Annotated in this window: 20 protein-coding genes; 3 read left to right on the plus strand and 17 right to left on the minus strand. The window is 32.1% G+C overall.

What is annotated here, in order from left to right; genetic code table 11:
- Positions 1-4: 4 nt before the first annotated feature.
- From FAY47_RS09815 to FAY47_RS09860, 9 genes are all read right to left on the minus strand, one after another.
- Positions 5-961 carry an endo-1,4-beta-xylanase gene (locus FAY47_RS09815; RefSeq protein WP_143316533.1) on the minus strand — a complete coding sequence of 319 codons (957 nt, stop codon included), beginning with the start codon at positions 959-961 and terminating at the stop codon, positions 5-7.
- A gap of 63 nt (positions 962-1,024) precedes the next feature.
- Positions 1,025-2,731, minus strand: a complete 1,707-nt coding sequence (locus FAY47_RS09820) for a family 43 glycosylhydrolase (protein ID WP_143316534.1) — start codon at positions 2,729-2,731, stop codon at positions 1,025-1,027.
- 30 nt (positions 2,732-2,761) lie between these two features.
- Positions 2,762-3,532, minus strand: a complete 771-nt coding sequence (locus FAY47_RS09825; protein ID WP_143316535.1) for a polysaccharide deacetylase family protein — start codon at positions 3,530-3,532, stop codon at positions 2,762-2,764.
- A 57-nt stretch (positions 3,533-3,589) separates the two neighbouring features.
- A complete protein-coding gene (locus FAY47_RS09830; RefSeq protein ID WP_143316536.1) occupies positions 3,590-4,936 on the minus strand; it encodes an RICIN domain-containing protein in 1,347 nt (448 codons plus the stop codon).
- Positions 4,937-5,147: 211 nt separating this feature from the next.
- Positions 5,148-6,524, minus strand: a complete 1,377-nt coding sequence (locus FAY47_RS09835; RefSeq protein WP_143316537.1) for a glycoside hydrolase family 43 protein — start codon at positions 6,522-6,524, stop codon at positions 5,148-5,150.
- 151 nt (positions 6,525-6,675) lie between these two features.
- A complete protein-coding gene (locus tag FAY47_RS09840; RefSeq protein ID WP_143316538.1) occupies positions 6,676-7,947 on the minus strand; it encodes a glucuronoxylanase in 1,272 nt (423 codons plus the stop codon).
- Between the two features lie 120 nt (positions 7,948-8,067).
- A complete protein-coding gene (locus FAY47_RS09845; RefSeq protein WP_143316539.1) occupies positions 8,068-8,802 on the minus strand; it encodes a polysaccharide deacetylase family protein in 735 nt (244 codons plus the stop codon).
- A 201-nt stretch (positions 8,803-9,003) separates the two neighbouring features.
- Positions 9,004-11,040 carry a carbohydrate-binding protein gene (locus FAY47_RS09850; protein ID WP_143316540.1) on the minus strand — a complete coding sequence of 679 codons (2,037 nt, stop codon included), beginning with the start codon at positions 11,038-11,040 and terminating at the stop codon, positions 9,004-9,006.
- 112 nt (positions 11,041-11,152) lie between these two features.
- Positions 11,153-12,841, minus strand: coding sequence for an endo-1,4-beta-xylanase (locus FAY47_RS09860; protein ID WP_243129586.1), 1,689 nt, complete (start codon positions 12,839-12,841; stop codon positions 11,153-11,155).
- A 713-nt stretch (positions 12,842-13,554) separates the two neighbouring features.
- Between FAY47_RS09860 and FAY47_RS09865 the strand changes: the two genes are divergently transcribed.
- Complete coding sequence (locus FAY47_RS09865) at positions 13,555-14,616, plus strand: sensor histidine kinase (protein ID WP_243129587.1); 1,062 nt, start codon at positions 13,555-13,557, stop codon at positions 14,614-14,616.
- 2 nt (positions 14,617-14,618) lie between these two features.
- Positions 14,619-15,275, plus strand: a complete 657-nt coding sequence (locus FAY47_RS09870) for a response regulator transcription factor (RefSeq protein WP_143316541.1) — start codon at positions 14,619-14,621, stop codon at positions 15,273-15,275.
- Positions 15,276-15,371: 96 nt separating this feature from the next.
- Here the strand turns inward: FAY47_RS09870 and metH are convergent, their stop codons facing one another.
- Complete coding sequence (gene metH / locus FAY47_RS09875) at positions 15,372-19,013, minus strand: methionine synthase (RefSeq protein ID WP_143316542.1); 3,642 nt, start codon at positions 19,011-19,013, stop codon at positions 15,372-15,374.
- Positions 19,014-19,365: 352 nt separating this feature from the next.
- Between metH and FAY47_RS09880 the strand changes: the two genes are divergently transcribed.
- On the plus strand, positions 19,366-20,124 hold the full coding sequence (locus FAY47_RS09880) for an alpha/beta fold hydrolase (RefSeq protein WP_143316543.1): 759 nt from the start codon (positions 19,366-19,368) through the stop codon (positions 20,122-20,124).
- Here FAY47_RS09880 and FAY47_RS09885 read toward each other — a convergent pair whose 3' ends face one another.
- From FAY47_RS09885 to FAY47_RS09915, 7 genes are all read right to left on the minus strand, one after another.
- On the minus strand, positions 20,125-20,832 hold the full coding sequence (locus FAY47_RS09885; RefSeq protein ID WP_143316544.1) for a 4Fe-4S double cluster binding domain-containing protein: 708 nt from the start codon (positions 20,830-20,832) through the stop codon (positions 20,125-20,127).
- Between the two features lie 221 nt (positions 20,833-21,053).
- Positions 21,054-21,326, minus strand: coding sequence for a hypothetical protein (locus FAY47_RS09890; RefSeq protein WP_143316545.1), 273 nt, complete (start codon positions 21,324-21,326; stop codon positions 21,054-21,056).
- 26 nt (positions 21,327-21,352) lie between these two features.
- Positions 21,353-23,173: a sulfite exporter TauE/SafE family protein gene (locus tag FAY47_RS09895; RefSeq protein ID WP_143316546.1), complete on the minus strand. Its 1,821-nt coding sequence runs from the start codon at positions 23,171-23,173 to the stop codon at positions 21,353-21,355.
- Between the two features lie 193 nt (positions 23,174-23,366).
- Complete coding sequence (locus tag FAY47_RS09900) at positions 23,367-24,233, minus strand: cysteine ABC transporter substrate-binding protein (RefSeq protein WP_143316547.1); 867 nt, start codon at positions 24,231-24,233, stop codon at positions 23,367-23,369.
- A gap of 16 nt (positions 24,234-24,249) precedes the next feature.
- The gene (locus FAY47_RS09905; RefSeq protein WP_143316556.1) at positions 24,250-25,002 is read right to left on the minus strand and encodes an amino acid ABC transporter ATP-binding protein; all 753 of its coding nucleotides are present in this window, start codon (positions 25,000-25,002) and stop codon (positions 24,250-24,252) included.
- Between the two features lie 11 nt (positions 25,003-25,013).
- Positions 25,014-25,691, minus strand: a complete 678-nt coding sequence (locus tag FAY47_RS09910) for an amino acid ABC transporter permease (RefSeq protein WP_143316548.1) — start codon at positions 25,689-25,691, stop codon at positions 25,014-25,016.
- Entirely contained in the window at positions 25,672-26,337 is a 666-nt protein-coding gene (locus tag FAY47_RS09915; protein ID WP_143316549.1) for an amino acid ABC transporter permease, read from the minus strand. Before FAY47_RS09915 ends, FAY47_RS09910 begins: the two co-directional genes overlap by 20 nt.
- Positions 26,338-26,566 lie beyond the last annotated feature (229 nt).

Here is a 26,566-nt window from a genome sequence, read left to right on the forward strand (position 1 = left end):
TTAATTAATGACTTGCTAAATATGATCTTAACCATTGAAGAGCTGGACGTTCTCTACCATTTGAATTAACCAAATGAGTATTAGCTTTCCATGTTTGCCCTTGAATATATCCCCATAGTGTTACACCTTTAACATTAGGGTTTTCCCATAATACAGGGAATTTTTCTTTATATCTTGCTAATTGTGTAGCATCATCACCAGTTATATCAAGTTCTGATACATATATTGGTAATCCTGTTGCTGATAATTTATTTAAAACTGTTCTCATTGTACCTACAGAAACTGTATCCATATTAAATTGATGACATTGAATACCTATTCCATCTATAAGGCCTCTGTTCTTAAGTATATTTATAATCTTTACATACCTATCTGCTTCACTAGGGTTACCGATTATACCATATTCGTTAATTAGTAATTTTGAATTTGGGAAAGCTTTTCTAGCTTGCTGGAATGACCAAACAACCCAATCCCATCCTGTAGAACCATCTCCACCTATTGCATTCTTAAAATCTATTGGAGTATGCAAAGGTTCATTTACAACATCAACAAAATCTGAACCTGAGTATCTTCTACCTGCAGCTTGAATCCATTCTGTTATCTCTGCTCTTTGATCTGCTTGTGAAATCCTTGTTATCCATTTTGGTGCTTGAGATCCCCAAACTAATGTATGAAATTTGAATTTAAAGCCTTTGCTCTTTGCATAATTATAATCAGTATCTGCACCTCCCCAATTCATTCTATCTCTGCTTGACTCAACAGCTTCCCATTTAGTAGCATTTTCTGGTGTTACTTGGTTCCAATAGTTAGAAAAATTAGATGGAACACCATTTCCAATTATATTACCTATAAATTTGTTTCTAGACATTGCTGCACTAGCATTTATAGGAGCAGCCACTGAAAATAAAAGGCCTAATGTAACTACCCCCATACAGATTTTAATAACTTTTGATTTTAACATTACCATCACTCCTTAATTTTTATATATTTAATAAGATATAAACCACTCTATTTTTTAATTTTATTAATTGGTTTTGCTAGTGTTTTCTTTAAAATTAAACAATGCATTTTCCATATTGTTAACTGCAAGGTTATTTTTAATATTTCCTCCACCTGTACCAGTTGCAGTTGAACTAAACTTGAAATAATCAAAGTCAGCATAACCACTAGTATCATAACCCGTTGTATAATTAAATAGAGCAAACCTATATCCTACAAACCATAATTTATAGAAAAAGTCCATTTTAAGAGGACTACCTAATTGTGTCCAACTATTACCATTGTAGCTATAATAAAACTTAGCTATTTGAGTATTACAATCAGCGTCTACCTTTAGATACACCATATTATTAGTAAGATTAATAGAAGTTTCTGAGCCTGTAACATTGTATTGAACAAGCTTTTTAGTTCCATTATCATTTCTTACTCCTATATATCCATACTTACTATGGAAAGCGGATAATCCAGCAATCTGTCCTGATTTAATATTAGTTGCATCCATCTTAACCCATCCTGAAGATGTTGGTCCTTGTATTCTTTGTGTCAAAGTATTTCTTGCTTGAAGAAGATCAGTAGTTTTACTAGTCTTAAGCCTTAACCATCCAGGACGTTCAGAGCTAGTCCACTTTGAATTGTCAGGATTATGGTTCCATTGCCATTGAGAAAGTACATAACCTTGTGCATTAAAATCATCATTTGTATCAGGTGATTTTATTCCATTTCCTGCTACTGGTTTTTTATAAGTTGCTGGTACTTTGCCGTTTCCATTTACACCTATCATAGGCCAATTATTTACCCATGTAACAGGAGCAAGCTTTGGAATACGTCCAACTGCACCTTTATCCTCGAAAAGGATTGCCCAATTATAGCTACCATCCTCAACTATACAAACTTGGTGATTTCCACCATCATCTAAAATTACTTTTTGTTCATAAGGCCCTGTTAAACTCTTAGATCTCCATGCTTTCTCTATACGTTGGTAAGGTCCATTCTCTTTTACAGGGGTTGAAAGTATATAGTAATATCCGTTTTTCTTAAAAATTCTATTACCATCATGACTACTACCACCATCAAAAATCTTCTTATTTATCCCTCCAGCCTTGACAGATTTGCAATCCGAATTTAACTCTGTTACATTACATCCACCATTTATAAGATATACTCTTCCATCAGTATCAAAGAAAAGATCTGCATCATGTGCATATCCTAAACCTTTAATTTCAGTAAAATCCCATCCTCCAAAGCTCATTGGAGCACTCTTTGTACATACAAATGTCTTACCTAGGTCAAGGGAAGAAAATGTAGCATAAAACTTACCATCATGATACTTTAAACTTGGTGCCCAGCTTCCATGACTATATACATTTTTCCCACCTACTAAGTTATATGCATCTGCATGTGCCTTATCAATACCACTCATTCCTACATCAATACGATCATATACATATGAACAAGTCTCCCAGTTTACAAGGTCTTCTGATTTTAAAACAGGAAGACCTGGTACATAGTTTATACTAGAACATAACATATAATAAGTTGTCCCTACTTTGATAACACTATTATCAGGATAATCTGCATACATGACAGGGTTTTGATATGTTCCATTTCCCAGATCAGAAGTATATGCCTTAGCTTTAAAAGTAGGTAATGTCAACAAAGTGCATATTATTATTGACATAAACATTACTTTATTAAAGGAAACTTTTCTTTTGTATAGTCTACTTTTTACCATACTAAAACCTCCTTAGAATTTTCCAACCAATTAATATCCAGTTTTTATCTTCCTTATAAATGTTGTAATATTATCGGTATTCACAATACCTATTCTTGGCATATTCATCAAATCACTAGAATCTGTAGCAAGTCCTCCACCTACTTTAAAGGCCATTTTTACTTTTAAATTTTTTAGAACATTAACAAAATTAGGACTTGACTCACCAAATGGATATGCAAAGTAACCTACTGGTTTGTTTGTCATACTTTGAAGTTTATTAGTTGCACCAGCTACTCTTCTTGTTAATTCTGTAGTACCTAAATTTGCAATATGTCCATGTGTTGTAGAGTGATTTTCAAGTTCTACTTTGTTTTTAGCAACTGTTTTTAATTGTTCTTCAGTCATTATTCTAATCATATCTGATGGACTTCCCCAAGATGTGCCAATCTGATCTGTAACAACAAATTCTGTAGAGTTGAACCCATATTGTTTTAATATAGGATACGCATTATAATAGAAATCTGATGTTGCTCCATCAAATGTCAAGAGAATTGGTTTTGCTGGCATAGGAGCTTTTTTAGTTATAATATTGTAAAATTGATCATTGGTAAGTGTAGTATATCCATTGCTTTTTAAATAGTTCATTTCCTGTTTAAATTCATTTAGGCTTATTTGCCATGTATCATTTTTATTAGCATTTACCTCGATTCTATGATACATAAGTACTGGAATTTTTACTGGTGTTGCAGCATTTGCTTGTAATCCAAACGATAATATGAGAACTAAACTACTCATAATTGAAATAATAAACTTTTTCATTAATATCCTCCCCTAACATAAGATAAATTCTTTTATTTAAATAAATAATTACCTATTTTAATAACTAGCTGGTTCAAATGACCATAGCTGATTATTACTTCCTGTATAAGTCCACTGACATACATTAGCACCCTCAGTAGTTTCAAATTGAAAATCATCTAGCACCTTAGTTCCATTGCTACACTTAGTTGCAATAGAATATGCACCGTTTATTGAAGACGATTTGATAGAAAACTTTTGCGGGTCATGTCCATATGCATTGTAAATCTGAATATTAGTTCCATCTTTATCTTCACCACGGTTTACATCAAGCATAAAATCTCCCAATGCACTCTTTAATGTTACGTAACCGTCTCCTATATTTGTTAGATACCACTTTTGTCCTTTAGCTTGTGACTTTGTTCCAAGCTCAACATTTTGAGTTGCTTTTCCTGTATCATTGGCAATCTGAAGATATTTCTGAGCATTAACATTTTTAATAGAATACCATCCATCACTAAGTACTTCAGTATTTTGTGTGTTATTGCTTTGATTTGCCGGAAATGCTAGTTGTAAAAAGTTCCACATAGCTGGTCTCCACACACTGCCATCATGACCTCCGCCTTGAACAGACAACCAATAATGAGGAATTCCGTTGGCAGCGCAATAATTATGTGTTGCTAAGTTTGGAGGATAAAAGCCATCCCAATCCGAAGTCCCACAGGAAAGAAGCAAAGTCTTAATCTTATTTTTTGCCTCAGCCCCGCCATTTGGGAACATATCCTTATCAGAAGGGTGGTTAAACGGAGTTGCAGAAGATGGACAAATATGATGGAATGTATCCAAATGTCCAATTCCTTCAGCAAATGTTACTCCTCCCCCCATAGAATAGCCATAAATTCCTCGATGATCAGCGTCAGCAATAATTGGATAATGTGATTCTGCATATGGCATTACAGCATTAAACAATTCTTTATGCGAATCAACATTATTATTATCCATGGATACTATTATTACAGGTTGAATTTTTCCCTGACCTATAAGATTATCAGCTACAGTGCTGGCACCAACACACCAGCTATCAAAGATAGTAGATGGCCAGGAACCTATACCGTGAATTCCATAAATAACAGGATATTTTTTATTTGAGTCATATCCTGGAGGTGTGTAAACCACCATCTTTCGCATAGTCTTTGTCACCGGTGAATAATAGTTTATATCCTGAACTCTACCTGCTGGATACTTCCCCCCCTTGTCATACCCTGCTGGTGGCATGGTTGGAAGAGCAGTATTTGATACTGAAGTAGATTGATGAGTGCTAACACTTGATGTTGAAGAAGCTTGAGCTTTAGGAGTAGTTATTGCAATAGTCTGCGTGAATAAAAAGGCAACAGCTATTCCTAGCAATAATTTTCTTTTTGACATATTAAAACCTCCTTACTATTTTTTATTTTGTATTCTAAACTGTAACATGAGTTTGAATTAACATCTTAACCAAACTCCATATAATCACTAATATTTAATTTTTTTCCATGCAGAGGCAGTTTGTGCCCCTATTAAATCATTAAATTTAAATTGTTCTACAAACGCTGAACGCGTGAAACCACGCCTTCAGCTGCATGTATCATGTAATACATTACATTTTGTTTGCAGAACCATTACTATTAAATTGCCACCAGTTAACATTTAATAAATATCCATTTCCGCCAGTAAATTTTAGATATAAGTCATGTACTCCTTTTGCACCATTTACATTACAAGATTTAGTAACCCAAGATTGCCAACCGCCAGTACCTTGAACATTACATGTTCCAACTAAAGTACCTGTTACACTGTCAAGGCGAAGTTCAATATTACCACCGCTGCTTGCTGAAGCTACTCTTGCATTAAAAGAAGTTGCACCTGACCCAAAATTGACACCTTTAACCTTTATCCAATCACCATTTTCAACATAACTTACATCTTGTCCACCTTCACTACATTTTTCTATTTCAATACCTGATTCCATACAAATTGTTTCAGCCTCATTTTTTACATATGGATTTAAATTACTGATAGCAGATACACCTGTTGTTGTCATATTTATTGTTGGGAATGTACCATCAGCATTATACTTAAATTCCTCTACGCATACTGAACGTGTGAAACCACTACCTCCAGGTAAAGCACCATTATGATAGAAAAAGTAGGACTTGCCTTTATAATCAATTACTCCTGAATGATTTGTAAAACTTCTGCCTTGAGTAGACATGATTTTCCCTCTATATTGCCATGGACCAGTAGGACTTGTACTTGTGGAATAACAAATATATTCAGGTATGCCTCCAGCTGCATATACCATGTAATACATTCCATTTCGTTTGTAGAACCATGGACCTTCTTCATACAAAGTTTGCCTTTGAGCATTTCCAGTACGTACTCCAAAACCTGCTGTAGTTAAAGGTACCTTTACAATGCTTCCTGAATAGGAAATCATATCTTGATTTAACTTAACATAAAACAGATTAGGATTTCCCCAATATAGATATGCTTGTCCACTATCATCAATAAATACTGTTGGATCAATATCACCAGTACCAGTAGAAGCTAATGGATGTCCAAGAGCATCTTTAAAAGGTCCAGTAGGACTATCTGAAACAGCAACACCTATTGCCATTCCTCCATTTTTTTGATTTACAGGTACATAGTAATAGAACTTACCATTTCTAGGAATACACTGTCCAGCCCATGCATCACCTTTAGCCCAACTAAATGTAGAATAAGAAAGTGGTGATCCACAATCCACCCAGTTTACCATATCAGTTGTAGAATAGCATCTCCAATCTTTCATTGTATAGTTTGTTGAGCCATCCTCATCATGCCCTGTATAAACATAGCAAGTACCGTTATACACCATAGGAGCAGGATCAGCAGTATAAATAGTTTGTACTATTGGATTCTCTGCATAACATGTTTCTGGAATCATTAGAGAAAAAGCAAATGAAATAGCTAACATATTGCGAATTTTCTTCATAGTATCTCACCTCACGTTCTGATTGGTTATTTAGTATTTTGTTTAGAAAAATTTTTAACTCCATCCAATATCTAAGATGTCATTTTCACCTATGAAAATACATAGACATTATTAAATCCCTCATATATCACCCACTAAAATAGGCATTGTATTAATTAAGATCTGCTACAAATGTTGTTACGCTTTGTGCTGGAAGAGATGCTGTAAAGTTTCCATTAGATGTATTTATGTTAGCGCCTTTAGCCAAATTTTGTGATCCTGTTGTTACATATGGTGTTACTTTAGAAACTGATCCATTTTGTATATTGAAACTTTGATTTACTTGAGATGTTCCTTTATTTATCGCAATAATAACCGCTTTTTTATTTCCTGTATATGCAGATACAAATACATTGTTTGCTGGACTCTTTGGTACATCAACCCTTACATATCCAGGACGAACAAATTTTGAAAAGTGAGCCATCATGTAACCACGCTTACTTATCTGTCCATTCTCTTTCATTGGCCCATATTGTCTACGGATGTACCACCATGTATATGCTTGGAATTCCCCTTCAACCATGCAATCATTAATATGGTTTGCAACATCAATTGCTTCAGGCCAACGATCTGCTGAATTAGCATCACTATTTGGAACGTATACTTCTGTCATCCATAAATCTTTTCCTGCTCCTTTTTGCTTAAAAAGAGAATATGGCATAAATCTAGTTGGAGTACCATAAGTGTGAGTACCAAAAATATCTATGTTAGCAAGAGCCTTTGGATCATTTAAAATAGGGTCATACATATTTTTCTGATACGAGTATGACTCTGCTGACATCACCTTACAACCTTGAATTGTTCCAGCATAATCTCTTGTAAATGTATGCACTTCTTCTGGAGTCCACCAAGTCCAATCATTTCCATAATCAGGCTCATTTTGAAGTGAAATAGCATATAGAGGTGCCCCATTATTCTTCATATATTGAACAAAATCATTAAGATGCTTAGCATACTCAGCATATTTATCATGTCTAAGTCTTTTTGCCTTTCTATTACCGTTATGATTGAAAGTTTCAGTCATTGAAGCTGGTGGATTCCATGGCGTAGCAAAAACTATTCCTCCATGTGCAATGGCACTTTTTGCAGTTGCTAATTCCTTGTACCAATTATTTCTATTATCATCTACATATATTCTACAAATTGAAAATCCTAGCTGATTATCTCCATTGCCAAAAGCTGTTTCTCTTTGAGCTGCTGTTAAATCTCCAGCCCAAGATACATGATTCATTCCTCCAAAACCACGAATTACTTGTTTTTTATTTGATAAATTAACTGTAACGCCTGACGCTGCTTTAACTGCCGTAGCCCCATCAATAGCTAATAAACCTACAATAGACACGCTCAATAAAGATAGCATAATCTTTTTTATTTTTTTATTCATTTTCATCTCCCCCAATTTTTATTAAGTTAATTCCATAATATTATTTGGCAGTAATTTGCCAATAATCAATATTAAATAAGCTTCTGTTGCTATTTCCAGAATACTAAAATTTATCTATAGCTAATTTCCAGTTGAAAGCTTTCTTACAAAAACATTCAAATTATCACCATTAAGAATTATAGTACGAGGTAAGCCATATTTATCATTCATATCTGTACTTAATCCACCACCTACTTTAAAACCACCTTTATATCCTAAGCTCTTAAGAATCGAAGCAGTATCAGCATCATAGCTGCCATAAGGATATGCACAATAAGTTGAAGCTTTGTTAGTTATAGATCTAATTTTTGCAGTTGCAGCATTAATAGCATCATACTTTTGATTATGTGTAAGACTAGTTAAATTTGAATGGGTTGTAGTATGATTTTGTATATCAATACCATTATTGCTTACTATCTTTAGTTGATTAGTAGTCATATGTCCCCAAGTATCAATCCAGTTTGTAACTGCAAATTGAGTTGCTTTCATATTATATTGCTTTAAAACAGGATATACATTTGTGTAGAAATCACTTGTACAATCGTCGAAGGTAAGTAATACAGGCTTATTAGGCATAGGAGTTGTTCTATTAATAATGTTGTAATATTGATCTATAGATAATGTTGTATATCCATTAGCTTTTAGGTATTGCATCTGCTTTTTAAATTCTGTTAGACTAAATTGATATTGTCCATTTGGATTTGAAGAAACTACATGATACAGTAACACAGGCACCTTTGCATTTGTTGCAGCTTTAGCACTGCATGGAATGCTTAAAAATAGCATAGCAACAAGTATAGAAAATATTTTTTTCATGATTTTTCCTCCTTAATTTTAATAAAATTTCTTTAAGCCCTTTATCACACTTACATATATTTTTTCACTTGGTAAATTGCCGTTAATATTATAGGGTTTGAACAGTTTACCAAGCTTTATAATATGTAAATGTAATAAAAGCTTATTATTTTTTTAATGTCATTAATATTCGTTATAACTATTTTCTAATTTGATAATTTCTTAATTATTTGTTTGTTCAAATATCCATTGTTGGTTGCTATATCCTCCATATGTCCATTGACAAACATTTGTACCATCAGCAGTTCCAAAATTATAATCATCTAATACCTTAGTTTGGTTACTACTAACAGTTGAAACAATATATGCTCCACTTTTTGATGAAGTTTTAATTGAAAATCTTTGTGGATCATGTCCATATGCATTGTAAATTTGAATATTTGCACCATCTTTATTTTCTCCACTACTTACATCTAGCATATATTCTCCCAATGCACTCTTTAATGTCAGCAATCCATTTCCTAAGTTTGTTAAGTACCACTTTTGTCCTGCTACCCCTGTACCTGTAGCAAGTTCAACATTTTGACATGCTCTTCCTACATTTCCTGCAACTTGAAGGTATTTATTAGCATTAACATTTTTAATGTAGTACCAACCATTATTTAATGTAACAGTAGTTCCAACATCAGTACTACTTCCTCCAGTATTATCTCCAGTATTTCCACCTGTAGAATCAGTACTAAATTGCCAATAGTCCATGTTAAATAAATTACTAGTTCCATTTCCAACAAACTTAAAGTAAACATTATGAACGCCACTGACAGCATTTACATCACATTTCATTTCCTTCCAAGCTTGATTTCCACCTGTAGAACCTACATTAAGGGTACCAATAAGTTTTCCATCTAAACTATCTAAATGTATTTCAATTTTTCCTCCAACAGTTGATGCAACATTTGCCTTAAATGACTTAGCTCCATTTTTAAAGTCAGCCTTTGACACTGCAAGCCAATCTCCATTATTTATACTTGTAACATCAAGATTATTGCTACTTACAAAACTTCCAGGTGCTTGAGATTTTTCAGTTGAAATACCTGCACTCCAACCAATAGTTTCAGCTTCTGTTCTTTTATAAGGATTAAGATTAGCAACTTGAGGTACACCTTGCATATCTGCTGCTACATTATTTATCTTACTTCCAGAATATGAAAGCTTATTGATATGAGTAGAACGATATCCTTTTGTAATTCCCATAGCTTTTCCAAGAGTTTGTGCATGATATGCTACATACCATTGGTTTTTAAATTGGAAAACAGCATGATGGTTATTTCCACCTACTCCGAAAAATGATGCTGGATTTTTAAGAAAAGTCCCTTCATAAGTAAATGGTCCCATTGGACTACTGCTTGTCATATAAGCTATTTCGCCTGTAGGTGGAGCCCCATATGGATGTGTTCCTGAGAAATTAGAACAATATGAATAATAGTATTTACCATTATATTTGTGTATACCTGAATCTTCAAACATAAATGGAGAATCAATTGTAGCTGCACTTCCTTCAGTATGAATCATATCGTTATTCAATTTTATAACTCTAGCTGTTTTTGGATTTGCAATTTGGCTTTGTGTAGGATTTTTTCCACCTGGTATTCCTCCACCAAAATATAAATAACCTGTTCCGTCATCATCCACTAATACTGCTGGATCGAATAGCCATTCAACGTTACTAACCCCAGGAGTGCCTTTTGTAATCATAGGTTTTCCAAGAGGATCTGACCATGGTCCAACTGGACTGTCTGCTGTGAGCACTCCAATGCTTCCTGCATTATTTGCAAAATAAAGAAAGAACTTATCCTTTCCATTTATTACTTTATGTGTAGCTGATGGAGCCCAAGAATTACTTGCCCACTTTGCTGCACCTGTTGGTCCTGCTACTTGAATTTCACCATGATCTGTCCAGTTTACCATGTCATCAGATGATATAACTGTTAATTTCTTGATTTGAGCATAAGAATTGTCCTTAATATTTCCGTTATTATCATACTCAAATTCATCGCTTGTCATGTAAACGTATACTCTGCCGTTATAAACCATCACATATGGATCAGCTCCAAACTTCTGTGTAATAAGTGGATTGTTATATCCTGGAGTTTTTGCAATGGCATTTGTAGCTGCATTTGCTTTTGTACTAAATGTGGTTAATGATAAACCAACTAATATTGTAGAACTTAATAAAATCATACTTATCTTTTTAAACATATTTTAATCCTCCTATTAAAATATCTACCTCTTAAATAAGAGGTAAATATTTTTAATTTATACCTTGATTTCACTAGACTGCTTAAAATCAGATTAATTACTATATATTTTCTTAATTATTTGTTTGCTCAAATATCCATTGTTGATTGCTATATCCTCCATATGTCCATTGACAAACATTTGTACCATCAGCAGTTTGGAAATTATAATCATCTAACACCTTAGTTTGATTACTGCTAACAGTTGAAACAATATATGCTCCATTTTTTGATGAAGTTTTAATTGAAAATCTTTGTGGGTCATGTCCATATGCATTGTAAATTTGAATATTTGCACCATCTTTATTTTCTCCACTACTCACATCTAGCATATATTCTCCTAATGCACTCTTTAATGTTACTAGTCCATTTCCTATATTTGTTAAATACCACTTTTGTCCTGCTACTCCTGTACCTCTACCAAGCTCAACATTTTGACATGCTCTTCCTACATTTCCTGCAACTTGAAGGTATTTATTGGCATTAACATTTTTAATGTAATACCACCCATTATTTAATGTAACAGTAGTTCCAACATTAGTACTACTTCCTCCAGTGTTTCCACCGGTGTTACCTCCAGCATTTCCTCCTGTAGTATATCCTGCATCATGATATGCTTTTAAAACTGCCTTATAAGCTTCTTTTGGTGTTGTATAATTTGAATATAATAGTGGTTTTTCATCATGACGCCATGAAGCATTATCACATAGCCCCCACCAAACAAGTGCAGTAATATTAGCGCCTGCTTTCTTAGAAGATAAAATAGCTGACATCAAATCATAGTAATATTTAGCTTGATCTGTGAAAGAAGTACATCCAACATCAAGTTCAGTAATTTGAATTTCAAATCCTGCTTTTGCAAATGCATCCAAGGCATTCTTATAATAAGCTACTGAAGGGAATGATGTGCTTAAGTGAGATTGCATACCAATTCCTGCACATTTCTTACCATCTGAATTTATGAAATTGATTAAACTGATTATGTCATTTACTTCCATATATTCATTGTAATCGTTGTAAAATAACTTAACCTTATTTGTTAATCCATACTTTTGCAATGTTTCATAAGCATACTTAAATGCATCTTTTACAAAGGCTGGTCTTGTATTAACCCTGCCATAAATTTGTTGCCATCCTGATGGTGTCTTTGCACTTCCTGCATGTAAGTATTCATTCACAACATCCCATGCATAAATTACACTTCCATATTTGCTTGAGCATACATGTTCCATGTAAGTTTTAATGTAAAACTCCATTCTCTTATTCATAACACTTTGGCTTACAAAGCCTGCATTTTTGTTATAACCACTTTTAAAATACCACTCTGGAGTTTGACTATGCCAAACAAGTGTATGACCACGCATTGATAGTCCATTGTCATAGCAAGCCTTTAACATCTTATCTACATCTGCGAAGTTTAATTTTGGAACTGTACTTTCTGGATAATTATCAGGTATATGATAACCAAGTGCTTTTGCTTCTGATATAGAAATCAAATTTGGAGACCATCCTAAGATGTAATCTGGTTTCATCTCATTACCTGCAGTTATGCTGTTGTATTCCTTCTTTGCATAATTTAAAGTATTGTTATTCAAGATCTCAGATTCCACTAATGCGTTTCCCACCTTATTGAAAACATTTCCATAAGTGTTTAACAAATTATCTCCATTGCCTGTTGTTGCTGCTTTTGTCTGAATACCTTGCGCAAAAAAGATAGAAGCAACAAAGATTGCAGACAAAATTGCTTTTACATGTTTTTTCATATTATTCCCCCTCGAACATTTAAAAATTTGTTAATTCATATGAACATTATTCTTCTCAACTAAAGAAACATAATAAATTTTGCCAAAACTACTTCTTCCCTAAAAGAGAAAGACAATGAACATATTTAATAAAATATAAATACAATACATCTTGCAAAATGATGGCTTTATATTATATGGCAATTCTAGCAATTTCTTTATTATGTTACAATATTTTTATCGTAACATGGCTTTTTTTTATCTTAATCTAGCATTTTTATTGAATTATTAGAATTTTATTTGATTTTAAGAAATAATTATCGTTAATACTTAAACTATTATTTTTAATATTAAAAGTAACAGCTTATATCTTAATAACTATTTTAAAGAATTTCATTAAGATGAGTTATAATAAGACGTTTTGAATCTTAACTTGTATAAATAAATTTGAATATCAAAGCATAACTTCCATTTATCCAACATTTTCCCAATTTACTTGTATACATTAATCCTAATATAGGATTGACCTAATTTGTAGTCACCTTAGTAACTAAATAGCATATGACTTTAGTAATATATTGTCTATTTTCAGACAATGTTATAATGTTAGCAAGGATATCCATTAATTCAAGAAAGGTTATAGAATACCTATGTATAGAAAACTTATTGCAATTTTAAAAATTTTTTTATTTGTATCTATATTTATTCGTACCTATTGCTTATATAGCGATAGAATGATTACAATGATAGTATTATTTGCTACTATCACTATACTAATGATAATTGACTATATAAGAAATACTAATAAATTAACTATAGCTTCTGAAGGTATATATAATTGTTCCTTACTTTTTACAATAATCGTATCTTCATTGTCCACATATTTTATAAGAGGATTTGGAGCTTCTACTTATCTTATTTGCGCTTTACAAGAGCTTTTGCAATTAAATGGGAAACGATTAAAAACCTTTTTTTTAATTCACTTCTCACTGTATATGACATTGGTTATTACAGATATAGGAATACCTAATAATTGGGATAGCTTTTCAAGTTTAATCGCTGTAATATTAAGCTATTTTGCTATGACTGGCACAATATACACATTAAAGGTAATTCGGACAGAAAAAGAAGAAGTAAGTAAATTAAATATGAAACTTGAACAATATGCACTAGAAGTAGAAGAATTAACTGCTTCTAAAGAGAGGAGCATGATGGCTCAAGAACTTCATGATTCAGTAGGACACTCATTGATGGCTCTTGCTATGCATCTTGAATTTGCAAAAAAGATGTGCGATACAAACCCTGAAAAGCTGAAAGAAATATTAGTTAAATCTGAAGATATTGCAAAATCTAGCATCAACAATTTAAGAGAAGCAGTAACTTTACTTAAAAAAGAACAAGAAATGAAATCTTTTAATGCTTCCATTGATGATATAATGAATAATTTCTTACTACTTAATGATATAAAAATTAATTTTAATACAAATGAAAACTTAGACGACCTAGCTCCAATTATTAAGGCCTATTTCTATAAAACTATTAAAGAATCTATAACTAATAGTATAAAACATGGAAAAGCAACAGAAATCAATATATTAATCTCAAGGGCAAATAATAAAATAAATCTTATCTTAACTGATAACGGAATTGGTTGTAGCAAAATTATAAAATCAAATGGATTACTTGGAATTGAAGGAAGAACAGCTTCTTTGAAGGGATCAGTGAATTACTTTAGCGATGACAACTTTGGTTTTGGCATAGATATATGCATTCCAATATTAACGGAGGAAACATAAATATGATAAATGTTATACTAGCTGATGATCAGACAATAGTAAGAGAAGGATTAAAGATGATCTTAAGCTTATATGATGAAATAAATATAATTGGAGAAGCAGAAAATGGAGAACAACTAATTAAACTCCTAGAAAATTCCCTACCAGATGTAATTCTTATGGATGTTAGAATGCCAATAATGGATGGTGTACAAGCTACCAAAATTATTAAGGACAACTACAAAAACGTAAAAATTATAATACTAACAACTTTTAATGATGATGAATACATATTTAAGGCAATAAAAAATGGTGCAGATGGTTATCTTTTAAAGGATGCTGGTTCAGAATACATATTTAAGGCAATAAAATCAGTTTACAATGGAGCCATGCTACTTGATCCTGAAGTAACAGTAAAAGTAGTTAAAGCTTTTAATTCAATTATTAAAAATCAAAGCTTTAATGGATCGCATGATATAAATAATAAATTAGATCTACTTACACCAAGAGAAATGGAGGTTGCAAAGCTAGTTTCTCAAGGCAAAAATAATAAGGATATTTGTCAAATTCTATTCTTAACTGAAGGAACTGTAAAAAATTATGTAACAAGAATACTTGGAAAACTTGAGCTAAATAGCAGAACTGAATTAGCATTATTTATTAATCAAACTAACGTATAAAAATTATTTGCTATTTTGGGATATTTAAACGTAGTTAAAAGCAGCTTAGTGTATCATTATTTTTAATACGCTAAACTGCTTTTATATTAGAAAAATTTAATCTAAAAGAGTGTTCATTATTTTTCTAAGCTCAGCTTTATCTCTTCCATTTTTCTCTACATAATCCTCAAATTGATCTTTATCTATCTTATTGATATCAAAATACCTAGCCTCCTTATTTCCAAAGAAAAGACCACATGTACTTGCTGTAGGATACATCATATAACTATCAGTAAGTTCTACATTAAGTACTCCTTCATTATCTAGAAGCTCAAATAATTTTACCTTTTCTGAATGATCTCTAAGTGAAGGATAACCGATTGCGGGCCTTATTCCTCTATATTTGCCTTTTAATATAGCATCCATAGATATATTTTCATTCTCAGAATATCCCCAGAATTCTTTTCTTACCTTTTCATGAATATATTCTGCAAAAGCTTCTGCAAGTCTATCTGCTAGTAAAATAACCATTGTGGCACTATAATCATCACCCTTTGCCTTAAGCTTATCTGCATATTCCTTTGCACCTAATCCTCCTGTAGTTATAAAGCCACCTATATAATCCTTTATACCACTAGACTTTGGAGCTACAAAATCTGATAAGCACAGGTAAGTGTTATCTTTTTTCTCTTCTTGTTGTCTAAGAAGATTGAAAGTAACTACCTCAGAACCATAGTAAACTTCAATATCATCCTCTACTGAATTTGCCTCAAATATACCAATAGCAGCATTTGCTTTTAAAATATCTTCTTTCTCTATCTTATCAAGCATCTTTTCAGCATCAATTAATAATTTTTTAGCCTCTTCACCGTACCTTTTATCTTCAAGTATTTGTGGGTATGGCATCCCCATATCCCAACCTATGAAGAAAAAGCTCCAATCTATATACTTCCTTAACTTTCCTATAGGAAAATTAAGGATTTTCTTTCTACCAATAAACTTAGGTTTATCTATTTGTTCCTTATCCCATTCTTTCTTAAAGTTATGCTCTCTTGCATAATCTAAAGGAACAAATTTTCTAGACGACTTACTGAAAACCTCTCTTAAAGCTTCATATTCATCTTCTAGTTTTTCAAGGTATTCTGCCTTTTTATCTTTGTTTAAAAGAAGTTTTGCAACCTCAACTGCCTTTGAAGCATCTGTTGTATGAATTACTCCACCTGAATACTTTGGTGCTATCTTTATTGCTGTATGTGCCTTTGATGTAGTAGCTCCACCAACCATAAGGGGTATTTTAAAGCCTTCCTTTTCCATTTCTTCAGCTACATTTGCCATTTCTTCTAAGGAAGGAGTTATAAGTCCACTTAAGGCAATAATATCTGCATTTTCCTTTTTAGCAGTTTCTAAAATAACTTCTGCTGGAACCATTACTCCAAGATCGATTACTTCAAAGTTATTACATGAAAGAACTACAGAAACAATATTTTTCCCTATATCGTGTACATCGCCTTTTACAGTTGCAAAAACTACCTTTCCAGCACTAATACTTCCACTGCTGCTTTTTTCTTCTTCTAAGTATGGCATTAAGACTTCAACAGCCTTTTTCATAACCCTAGCACTTTTAACAACTTGAGGTAAGAACATCTTTCCCTCTCCAAAAAGTTTACCTACTTCATTCATACCATCCATAAGAGGTCCTTCAATTACTTCTAGAGATTTACTATATTCTATTCTTACTTCTTCTACATCTTCTTTAATATATTTATCTATACCTTTTACTAAAGCAGTTTTTAGCCTCTCTTTAACATTTGCCTCTCTCCAAGCTTCCTTATTTCCTTCTGCTTTATTTTCTGTCTTATTATAAGTATGAGCAAATTCTAAAAGCTCATCTGCTGCATTTTCACTTTTATTAAAGATAACTGCCTCTACTTTTTCTAGTAAACCTTTATCTATCTCATCATAAATTTGTATCATTCCTGGGTTAACTATACCCATATCCATGCCTTCTTTTATTGCATGATACAAAAATACTGAATGCATTGCTTCTCTTATTAAATTGTTACCTCTAAATGCAAAGGAGAGGTTACTTACACCACCACTTACTTTTGCATAAGGTAAATTTTCTTTTATCCATTTAGTAGCCTTAATAAAATCTACAGCGTAATTATTATGTTCCTCTATTCCTGTAGCTATTGTTAAAATATTTGGATCAAATACTATATTTTCTGGTGGAAATTTAACTTCATTTACTAAAATGTCATATGCTCTTTTACATATACTTATTTTCTTCTCATATGTATCTGCCTGACCATTTTCATCAAAAGCCATAACTACTGTGCCTGCTCCAAAGTCTTTTATAATGGAAGCTTGCCTTTTGAATTCTTCTTCTCCCACTTTAAGGCTTATAGAATTTACTATAGGCTTACCTTGTATAGATTTAAGCCCAGCCTCAAGCACTTCAAACTTTGATGAATCTATCATTACTGGAACCTTTGAAATTTCAGGCTCACTTGCTAAAAGCTTTAAGAAAGTCTCCATCTCTTCTTTGGCATCTAAAAGTGCATCATCAAAATTTATATCAACTACTTGAGCTCCATTTTGAACTTGATCCTTTGCTATAAATAAAGCTTCTTCATAATTCTTTTCTCTAATTAGCCTTGCAAATTTAGCTGAACCTGCTACGTTTGTTCTTTCACCTATGTTAACAAAATTATTTTCTTTATTTACCCTAAGTGATTCAAGACCACAATATATAGTTTCTTGCTCTATATTTGGTATTTTTCTAGGTTCTTTATCTCTTACTACTTCATATATTGCTTCTATATGTTCTGGTGTTGTACCACAGCAACCTCCAACAATATTAATACATCCTTCTTCTGCTAAACCTTTTATTAAAGCTGCAGTTTCTTCAGGCTTTTCATCATATTCACCAAAAGAATTTGGAAGCCCTGCATTTGGGTAAAAACTTATAAATCTATTTTGAGTCTTTGAAAGATATTTTATAAAAGGTATTAAATCCTTTGCTCCAAAGGAACAGTTTAGCCCTATTGCCAATATACTTTCATCTACCATAGAATTTGCAAAAGCTTCTAGTGTTTGACCTGAAAGTATCCTTCCACTTTTATCTGCTATAGTTCCAGAAATTATTATTGGTAAATCTTTGTTTTTTTCTAAAAATACAGACTTTGCCCCCATAAGTGCAGCTCTTGCATTTAATTCATCAAAGATTGTTTCTATAAGTATTAAATCTACTCCTCCATCTAAAAGACCTTCAACCTGCTCTTTATAGGCTTTTACTAATTCGTCAAAAGTTATATTTCTAAAGCCCGGATTTTCAACATCTGGTGATAAAGATGCTGTTTTATTTGTAGGTCCAAGTGAACCTGCTACAAAACGTGGTTTATCTGGAGTTTCTGCTGTAAATTTATCCGCAGCAGCCCTTGCTATTTTTGCTCCTTCAAAATTTAAGATATATATCTTATCTTCAAGTTCATAATCTTTTTGAGATATACTCGTACTATTAAATGTATTAGTTTCTATTATATCTGCCCCTGATCTTAAATATGCTTCATGAATCTCTCTTATTATATTTGAATTTGTGATATTTAAAACATCATTGTTTCCTTTTTGATTACAAGAAACCTTTAAGTTTCCTCTATAATCTTTTTCTTCTAATTTATAGTTTTGAATACTAGTGCCCATAGCCCCATCGAGAACTAATATCCTTTCTTTTAGTAAATCTCTAATTTGTAATTTCATTAATCTTCCTCCCCAAGTCTTTTGTCTTTATTGTCTAGCCTCTTCTTAGTATTATATAAAAACTTGTCCTACATACTACCAATACAGGTTAATATTCATTATATCAATTTTATATGATTTATTAAAAAGTTTCCAACTTTTTTTACTAAAATTAAACGTATTTGTCTAGATTCATATTGAGCCAAATATTTTATTCTTAAAAATATAGTTAATTATAAACTTAGTACTAAAAATTATATAAGTTTAACTATCGATAACAAAATTCAATTGACAAACATTATTGTTATGCACTTCAAAATATTCTATAATAAGTACCATAGGATATTTTACAAAGATAGAAGGGATTTACATTATGGAATTTAAAGAGTATGGAGAAAAAACTAAACCTATTATAATTCTTATTCATGGTTTTTGTATGTCTTGGAGATTATGGATGCCACAAATTGATTCTTTTAAAAAAGATTATCATGTTATTGTGCCAATTCTAGAAGGACATGAAGAAAGAGATCGTACTACATTTACATCAGTTGAAAATAACGCCAATATAATTATAGATTATATGATAAATCACGATTATAATGAAATATTTGCCATATGCGGACTTTCATTAGGAGGTGCTATTACTGTTAATATACTTTCTCAAAATAGATTAATCATAAAAAAGGCAATTATAGACGCTGGAATTACCCCTTCAAATTTAAGCAGAGCAAAAGAATTATTTACAGTTTACTCTGATTTTTTCAAAACTTGCTTGGCGAGAAAATTTAGAAAGTTACTTGAAATATACTATAACCCTAAAGATTATTCAAAGCATGTAGTAGCCTCTATGTATATGACGCTTCAAAACATATCAAATTCTACAATTAAAAATGTATTTTATTCAGTCGATACTTATAAACTACCTAAAGATTTTTCTAATGTAAAAACAGAAATACGTTATTGGTATGGAACAAAAGAAGAAAATGAAAGAAAAAAAGATTCAGATTTTATTACTCATACATTTCCTAATGCCAAAAGCGAAATTTTTCAAGGTTATGCCCATGGACAACTTGCTTTGGGTAATCCAAATTTGTATTTGAAATGTGCCTATCGTTTTTTCCAAGAAAAATAATCAGTACCTTTGTCCATAAGGACAAGCATATAGGCACATGCCACATATCTGAAGCTTGCCTTCTTCTTTAAGGCTATTAAAATAATCTTCACACTTTTTTACATCAAGTCTTAAATCACGTGGTTCATTTTCTACATAGTTTCTACCTAGAATTGCTTGTGAAGGACATATTTTAACACACTTGTTACAACTACCACATTTACTTTCTAATATTTCTTTATTCTCTTCAAAGGGAGCATCAGTAAGTACTGTAGTCCATCTTACCCGTGGCCCATAGCTAGGATTAATTAGAAGACAGTTCTTCCCTATCCACCCAAAACCAGCTAACCTAGCTGTGACTTTATGTGATAGGGAAGCACACACTCTATTACTATCTATACGCTCTGCTGCTGGCACTGGCATTACTCTATAACCACTACGTTGTATTATAGAAGCCACAAGTGAAGCAAAATTATCTAGACGATTATTTATTACATCATAGGCATGAGTTTGATATTGAAGTACATTTTCATATGTATCTCTATTTTTTAGAAGATCTACAATATCTTTTTGTAGTACTATTCCAATAGATATCGCTCTTGGAAATTCATATATTAAAGAACCGCTAATTTCTCTAATTTCATTTTTAATCTGACTGATTCCTGCCACACCAATAAAATCAACGCCGTGAATATCACCTAATTCTTTTATTCTTTCTAATAAACTCATTTTCTTATATTAGTGAAAAGTTCATTATAAATACTAAACTTTCACTAAACTTCACTCCCTTCCACTAACTAGTATGTTGTTTACTTCCATTTTACCATTTATTTCTCACAAGCTGCTATTATTTTTCAAGTACATTCTTATCTTTTAATATTTTATACAAAAAAAGCTAATGGGCTTACATAATATCCATTAACTTTTTGTTAAACCATTTATTTTAATTGTTATAGTTTGATTTCTTCCTTTTGTATTTCCTCTTTTTTAGAACAGCAGCTTCCACCTTTCATAGCCCTAACCATCATAGGAATCATTATTACCATCATCAAAGGACATATAAAAGGTGTAATTCCTACTATTATATTCTTTAATGCTCCACTAGTATTTATAAAAGGAAGTACTCCAATAATTAAATAAGGAAGTCCACAACAAAGTACCATCATTAATATATGTTTTATTCGATTATGTTTTTTATTTTTATTATTTTCATGACATTTCATAGTTTTATCCTCCTAGTATTTTTTTATTAACCTATAAACTCTTTACGTACATCTTCTAAATTCACCTTTTCTAGTGAATCAGAAACCTTAAGTCCAATTAAAACTACATTATTTTTAACAATAAGATATGGTCCACTTTTATCTATCTTAAAGCCAACATTTACAACTCCTTTTTTACCAGTAAAATTACTTACATACTCACCAGTTTCTCCATTTTCTATAGTGAAATTTCCTTCAGCATCATCAAATGAAGTAAGATCTATTGTTAAATTTGTTTGTTTACCTTTTTCTAATACAACTACAAGTGGCTCAAACTCATAACCAGTTCCTTTTATATTTAAGCTTTGATTTCCTCCAGATATATTTGCTTTCTTAATTAATCTATCAGTAGGAACTTTACTTAAATCATCACCATATATACTTGGTGCTTGTGGTGCACTAGAACCTGAAGTTCCACCTGTACAACAACTCATTCCACTACTTGGTGCTGGAATTGAAGAATCATCTTTAGTAGTATCTACAGTATCAAGATTATCTGTAACCTTAATTACTCCTCTAATCATTCCCATCCAACAACTAAAGTTTATATCTTTATCTTTTGGTGTAAATTCTATTACGTTCTCCCCTGATTTTAGAGCTTTTTCTATATTTAAAGATGGTATTACAATAGAATTATTACATGAATTAAGCTGACTTCCTGTAATTACAAGCTTAACAGGGACATTTTTTTCAACATAAAAAGCATTAGGAGTATATCCATATCTATCTGCTGTCATCTTTATTACCTGTACACCATCTTCAAGAGCTGCTTTACCTATATTAGGATTTGATTGATTTTCTTCACTTCCTGAAAGATTTTGTGTTAGTGTGTTAACACTAGGTACTCCAACTCCTGCTAATGCAAGACCACGATTACCCATTATTACTCCAAGTATTACAACCAAGAATCCACTAAATTTTAAGAGCTGCTTTGTATAACCCTTACTTAAAAATCCAGATATCGCTCCAAATATGAGCATTAAGGGAACTGTACCTAATGAAAATAGAAACATAGATAATGCCCCAGCAAAAGCGCTACCTGTCCCAAGAGCATAAAGCTGCATTGTTTGTAGCGGTCCACATGGCATTAATCCGTTTAACATTCCTACTAAAAAAGGAGTTTTAGGTTTATTTTTCACCTTGCATGAAGACCATGGTAACTTAATGTTGAACTTTCTAAACATAGAGAAACCAGCCATATTTAGTCCCATTATTACCATAAAGATTCCTGCAAATATTTGAAGTCCTGCTTTAACATTAATGGATAAGGATAATACTGATCCTAATGCCCCTACAATACCACCAATAATGGTGTAAGAAGTTATTCTTCCAGCATTATATAAAATAGCAGGCATTAATGCTACAAACTTGCTTTTCTTTTCATTTAAATTATCCTCTTTAGATATACTTTGCGTTAGCATTATTCCTCCGCACATACCAACACAATGAATTGATGTTAACATACCAACTAAAAATAATACTATGTAGGATGCATTATTTAACTTAGCATTCATATCAAAACCTGCGGTAGAACTACCTAGAAGTAAAATAGCTGCAACCACTACTAAAATCCCTGCAAATTTAATATTATTCGAATTCTTAGTACTATAACCTGCCTTATTAATTGCCTCCTTCAATTCTTCTATAGAACAAAGTTCTTCATCATATTCCACTGTTACTTGCTCTAAACTATAGCTAGCCATTGCATTTTTAACCCCTGTAATTTTTCTGAGAGCTACCTCTACTCTATTTTCACAAGAAACACATGTCATATTATATACTTTAATTATCCGTCTTTTCATAGACATTTTTTCACCTCTAAATCTTTTATATTGAATCTAATTAGTAAAAAGCTTTATTAGATAAATTTAGTATAGAAAAAAGTTATGAAGATTATATGATGATAATAATTAAATTTTAGAATACTTGTACATAAATAACTTTCTTAGATGGCACAAAAAAAAAAGCAATTATTCACTAATTGCTTTTTTAATTACTGTTTTATTCTAATTTTCCACCTTCAACAACAAGGCTATCCTCATAAGCATCTCCATACACTGATTTAAGTGTTTTATCATAAGCCTCATGTATAAACTTTTCTTTTCCAAGAGTTTCAAGTTCGTTATTAATCCAATCTAGAAGCTCTTTGTTTCCTTTTGTAACAGCAGGAGCAATTGTATCTTGGCTTCCTAAAGATGCTACACCAACAGTAAATCCTGGATTATCTTTAGCCCATGCAAGCACTTCTGTATTATCACTAAGTATAGCATCTCCACGCTTATCCTTTAGAGCTTGGAATATTTCTGAGTATTGCTCAAACTTTGCAAGTTCTATGTCTGGATGTTCTTTTGTCATGAAAGTTTCAGCAGTAGTTCCCTTAGCTACTATTATCTTTTTACCCTTCATCTCATCAGCTGAAGTTATAACTGAACCTGCTGGAGAAACTACTCCTAAAGATACTTTCATATATGGGTTTGCAAAATCAACCTTTTGCTTTCTTTCATCTGTCACTGTAAAATTAGCCATTATAATATCAACTTTTTTTGATTCTAGATAGGATACTCTGCTTGCTGCATCAACTAGCACAAATTCAACCTTTGATTCATCACCAAGAAGATCCTTTGCAAATCTTTTAGCTACATATACATCGAAGCCTTGATTCTTACCTTCTGAATCTACATATCCAAATGGGGCTTTATCGCTAAAAACACCAATTCTTATCTTTCCACGTTCTTTTATTTCATCTATAGAACTTGATGACTTTATATCTGCAGATTCTTTTGATGTTGAATTACCGCAACCTACAAGTCCTCCTATTACTACTGTACTAAGAACTAACGCCGATATTAATTTTTTTACTTTATTCATAATTCATCATCCTCTCTTAATTATATTGAAATATATTTAAAAATTGCTTTGCACGTTCTGTTTTTGGATTTGTAAAAAACTCATCTGGCTTAGCTGTTTCACAGACCTTTCCTTGATCCATAAATACAACTTTATCAGCTACAGAGCGAGCAAATCCCATTTCATGTGTTACAATTACCATTGTCATGCCCTGCTTTGCTAAGCTTTGCATTACCTCCAACACCTCTCTTACCATTTCAGGATCAAGTGAGGCAGTAACTTCATCAAATAACATTACCTCAGGATTCATGCATAGTGCTCTTACAATTGCTATTCTCTGCTTTTGTCCTCCTGAAAGCTGGCGTGGATAAGCATTCTTCCTATCTAAAAGACCAACCTTATCTAATAATTGTTCTGCCTGAGCTAGGACCTCGACCTTGTCTCTTTTTTGAACTTTTAAAGGTCCAAGTAGTATATTCTCTATAACAGTCATATGTGGAAATAATTCATAGTTTTGAAATACCATACCTATCTTTTCTCTTACATCTTGCCAATTTGTGTTTTTTTCTGTAAGACTATTATTTTTAAATATAATATCTCCACCTTGAATTTTTTCAAGACCATTAAGACATCTAAGTAAGGTACTTTTCCCACAGCCTGAAGGGCCTAATACAACTAATACTTCTCCTTTATGTAACTCTAAGCTCACACCTTTTAAGATTTCTTTATTATCATATTCTTTATGAAGTTCTTGTACCTCAATTAGCACAGAACTATTATTCTTATCTATAACACTCACTCCTAACTATTCCATTTCGTCTCCAATTTTTTTGATATTTTGGATAGTGGGTAACATATTATGAAGTAAAATATAAATATTAACCCATATATCCAAAAGGAAGCTGTTGGCAGTACAAAACGTGAAGTTTCTATAATCTGCTGACCTACTTTTACCACATCTATAACACCTATTAAAACAACTAGCGAAGTAGTTTTAATCATTCTGGTAGCTAAATTAATAGTACCTGGTAGCATTCTTCTTAAAGCCTGAGGTATAAGTATATATCTATAAAGCATATAGGTACTTAACCCTAATGCCTTTCCTGATTCAATTTGATGTTTTGGTAGAGACTGAAGAGCCCCCCTTACTATATCTCCCATTTCTGCAGCACCCCAAAGGCTAAAAACAATTATAGAAACTGCCATGCCGCTTAATTCTATATGAAGTGCTGTTGTAACACCAAAATAGAAGATAAATAGCCACACTAAAATTGGTATAATTCTAAACATTTCAAGAAACACTCTATTTATAAATAATACAACCTTTGATTTAGTTGTTCGACTAAGTCCAAGTAATATACCTAATAAAGTACCAATTATAATTGATGCTAAGGCTATTTCTACTGTTATAAGAAGCCCTTCCAGAAGCCTCATAAAGTTTTGTCCTTCAAAGATAACACTAATTACCGAATTCTGCATACCTTACCTTCCTTTCTACCCATGATAAAATAATGGATAATGGTAATATCATAATTAGGTATACCACAACTAACATAGCTAAAGATTCAAAGGTTTTGTAATACATACCTATTAAATCCTTGGTCACATTCATAACGTCTAATATAGATATTGCACCTAATACAGATGTCTCTTTTAAAAGGAATATACAATTTGCGCTAAGTGCTGGTATACTTACAGAAAATGCCTGTGGAAGTATTACATATCTAATAAGTTGAAGCTTTGAAAGCCCAATACTTAGTCCAGATTCCACTTGGGATTTACCTACTGCCTCTAGTCCACTTCTAAAAGCCTCTGCCATATAACTTCCTCCTAAAAAAGAAAGTCCTATTATTGCACAAGTACTTTCGCTAAGTGTTATTCCTACCTTTGGTAAACCAAAATATAAGAAAAATATTTGCACAAGGAGTGGAGTGTTTCTAGAAAGCTCTATGTATGCTTGTACTAATGTTTTTATGCCTTTAACTTTAAAATATAATACTATACTGCAAATGAGTCCAACAATTAATGATATAAGTGTCCCCCATAAGGCCAACTTTAATGTTAGCCAAGCAGCTTTTTCATATAATGGAAAATTATCCATTACAAATTTCCAATCAAAACTCATCTATTCACCACCATTTATATTTCTTATAATACATATATGTTTTATTTCTTTTTAAATTATAGTATCCATTCTATTTTTTGTCAATATAATTACTAGTATCCTTATATGTTTTATTTAGTTGTTGAAGTTTCCTAAATTTGATTACAAATCGAGTAGGAGGTAGATAATTATTTTATCTACCGACCTCTCACACCACCGTACGTACCGTTCGGTATACGGCGGTTCATTA

It is taken from the genome of Clostridium sp. HBUAS56017 (assembly GCF_007115085.1).
GTDB classification, from domain to species: domain Bacteria; phylum Bacillota; class Clostridia; order Clostridiales; family Clostridiaceae; genus Clostridium; species Clostridium cibarium.

Excerpts from the sequence above, each read along its gene's own strand:
- FAY47_RS09880 (WP_143316543.1), top strand. The coding sequence starts at position 19,366 with ATGGAATTTAAAGAGTATGGAGAAAAAACTAAACCTATTATAATTCTT.
- FAY47_RS09820 (WP_143316534.1), bottom strand. The coding sequence starts at position 2,731 with ATGGTAAAAAGTAGACTATACAAAAGAAAAGTTTCCTTTAATAAAGTA.
- FAY47_RS09850 (WP_143316540.1), bottom strand. The coding sequence starts at position 11,040 with ATGTTTAAAAAGATAAGTATGATTTTATTAAGTTCTACAATATTAGTT.
- FAY47_RS09910 (WP_143316548.1), bottom strand. The coding sequence starts at position 25,691 with ATGCAGAATTCGGTAATTAGTGTTATCTTTGAAGGACAAAACTTTATG.
- FAY47_RS09900 (WP_143316547.1), bottom strand. The coding sequence starts at position 24,233 with ATGAATAAAGTAAAAAAATTAATATCGGCGTTAGTTCTTAGTACAGTA.
- FAY47_RS09835 (WP_143316537.1), bottom strand. The coding sequence starts at position 6,524 with ATGAAGAAAATTCGCAATATGTTAGCTATTTCATTTGCTTTTTCTCTA.
- FAY47_RS09845 (WP_143316539.1), bottom strand. The coding sequence starts at position 8,802 with ATGAAAAAAATATTTTCTATACTTGTTGCTATGCTATTTTTAAGCATT.
- metH (WP_143316542.1), bottom strand. The coding sequence starts at position 19,013 with ATGAAATTACAAATTAGAGATTTACTAAAAGAAAGGATATTAGTTCTC.
- FAY47_RS09825 (WP_143316535.1), bottom strand. The coding sequence starts at position 3,532 with ATGAAAAAGTTTATTATTTCAATTATGAGTAGTTTAGTTCTCATATTA.
- FAY47_RS09915 (WP_143316549.1), bottom strand. The coding sequence starts at position 26,337 with ATGAGTTTTGATTGGAAATTTGTAATGGATAATTTTCCATTATATGAA.
- FAY47_RS09830 (WP_143316536.1), bottom strand. The coding sequence starts at position 4,936 with ATGTCAAAAAGAAAATTATTGCTAGGAATAGCTGTTGCCTTTTTATTC.
- FAY47_RS09815 (WP_143316533.1), bottom strand. The coding sequence starts at position 961 with ATGTTAAAATCAAAAGTTATTAAAATCTGTATGGGGGTAGTTACATTA.
- FAY47_RS09865 (WP_243129587.1), top strand. The coding sequence starts at position 13,555 with ATGATTACAATGATAGTATTATTTGCTACTATCACTATACTAATGATA.
- FAY47_RS09840 (WP_143316538.1), bottom strand. The coding sequence starts at position 7,947 with ATGAATAAAAAAATAAAAAAGATTATGCTATCTTTATTGAGCGTGTCT.
- FAY47_RS09870 (WP_143316541.1), top strand. The coding sequence starts at position 14,619 with ATGATAAATGTTATACTAGCTGATGATCAGACAATAGTAAGAGAAGGA.
- FAY47_RS09860 (WP_243129586.1), bottom strand. The coding sequence starts at position 12,841 with ATGAAAAAACATGTAAAAGCAATTTTGTCTGCAATCTTTGTTGCTTCT.
- FAY47_RS09890 (WP_143316545.1), bottom strand. The coding sequence starts at position 21,326 with ATGAAATGTCATGAAAATAATAAAAATAAAAAACATAATCGAATAAAA.
- FAY47_RS09885 (WP_143316544.1), bottom strand. The coding sequence starts at position 20,832 with ATGAGTTTATTAGAAAGAATAAAAGAATTAGGTGATATTCACGGCGTT.
- FAY47_RS09895 (WP_143316546.1), bottom strand. The coding sequence starts at position 23,173 with ATGTCTATGAAAAGACGGATAATTAAAGTATATAATATGACATGTGTT.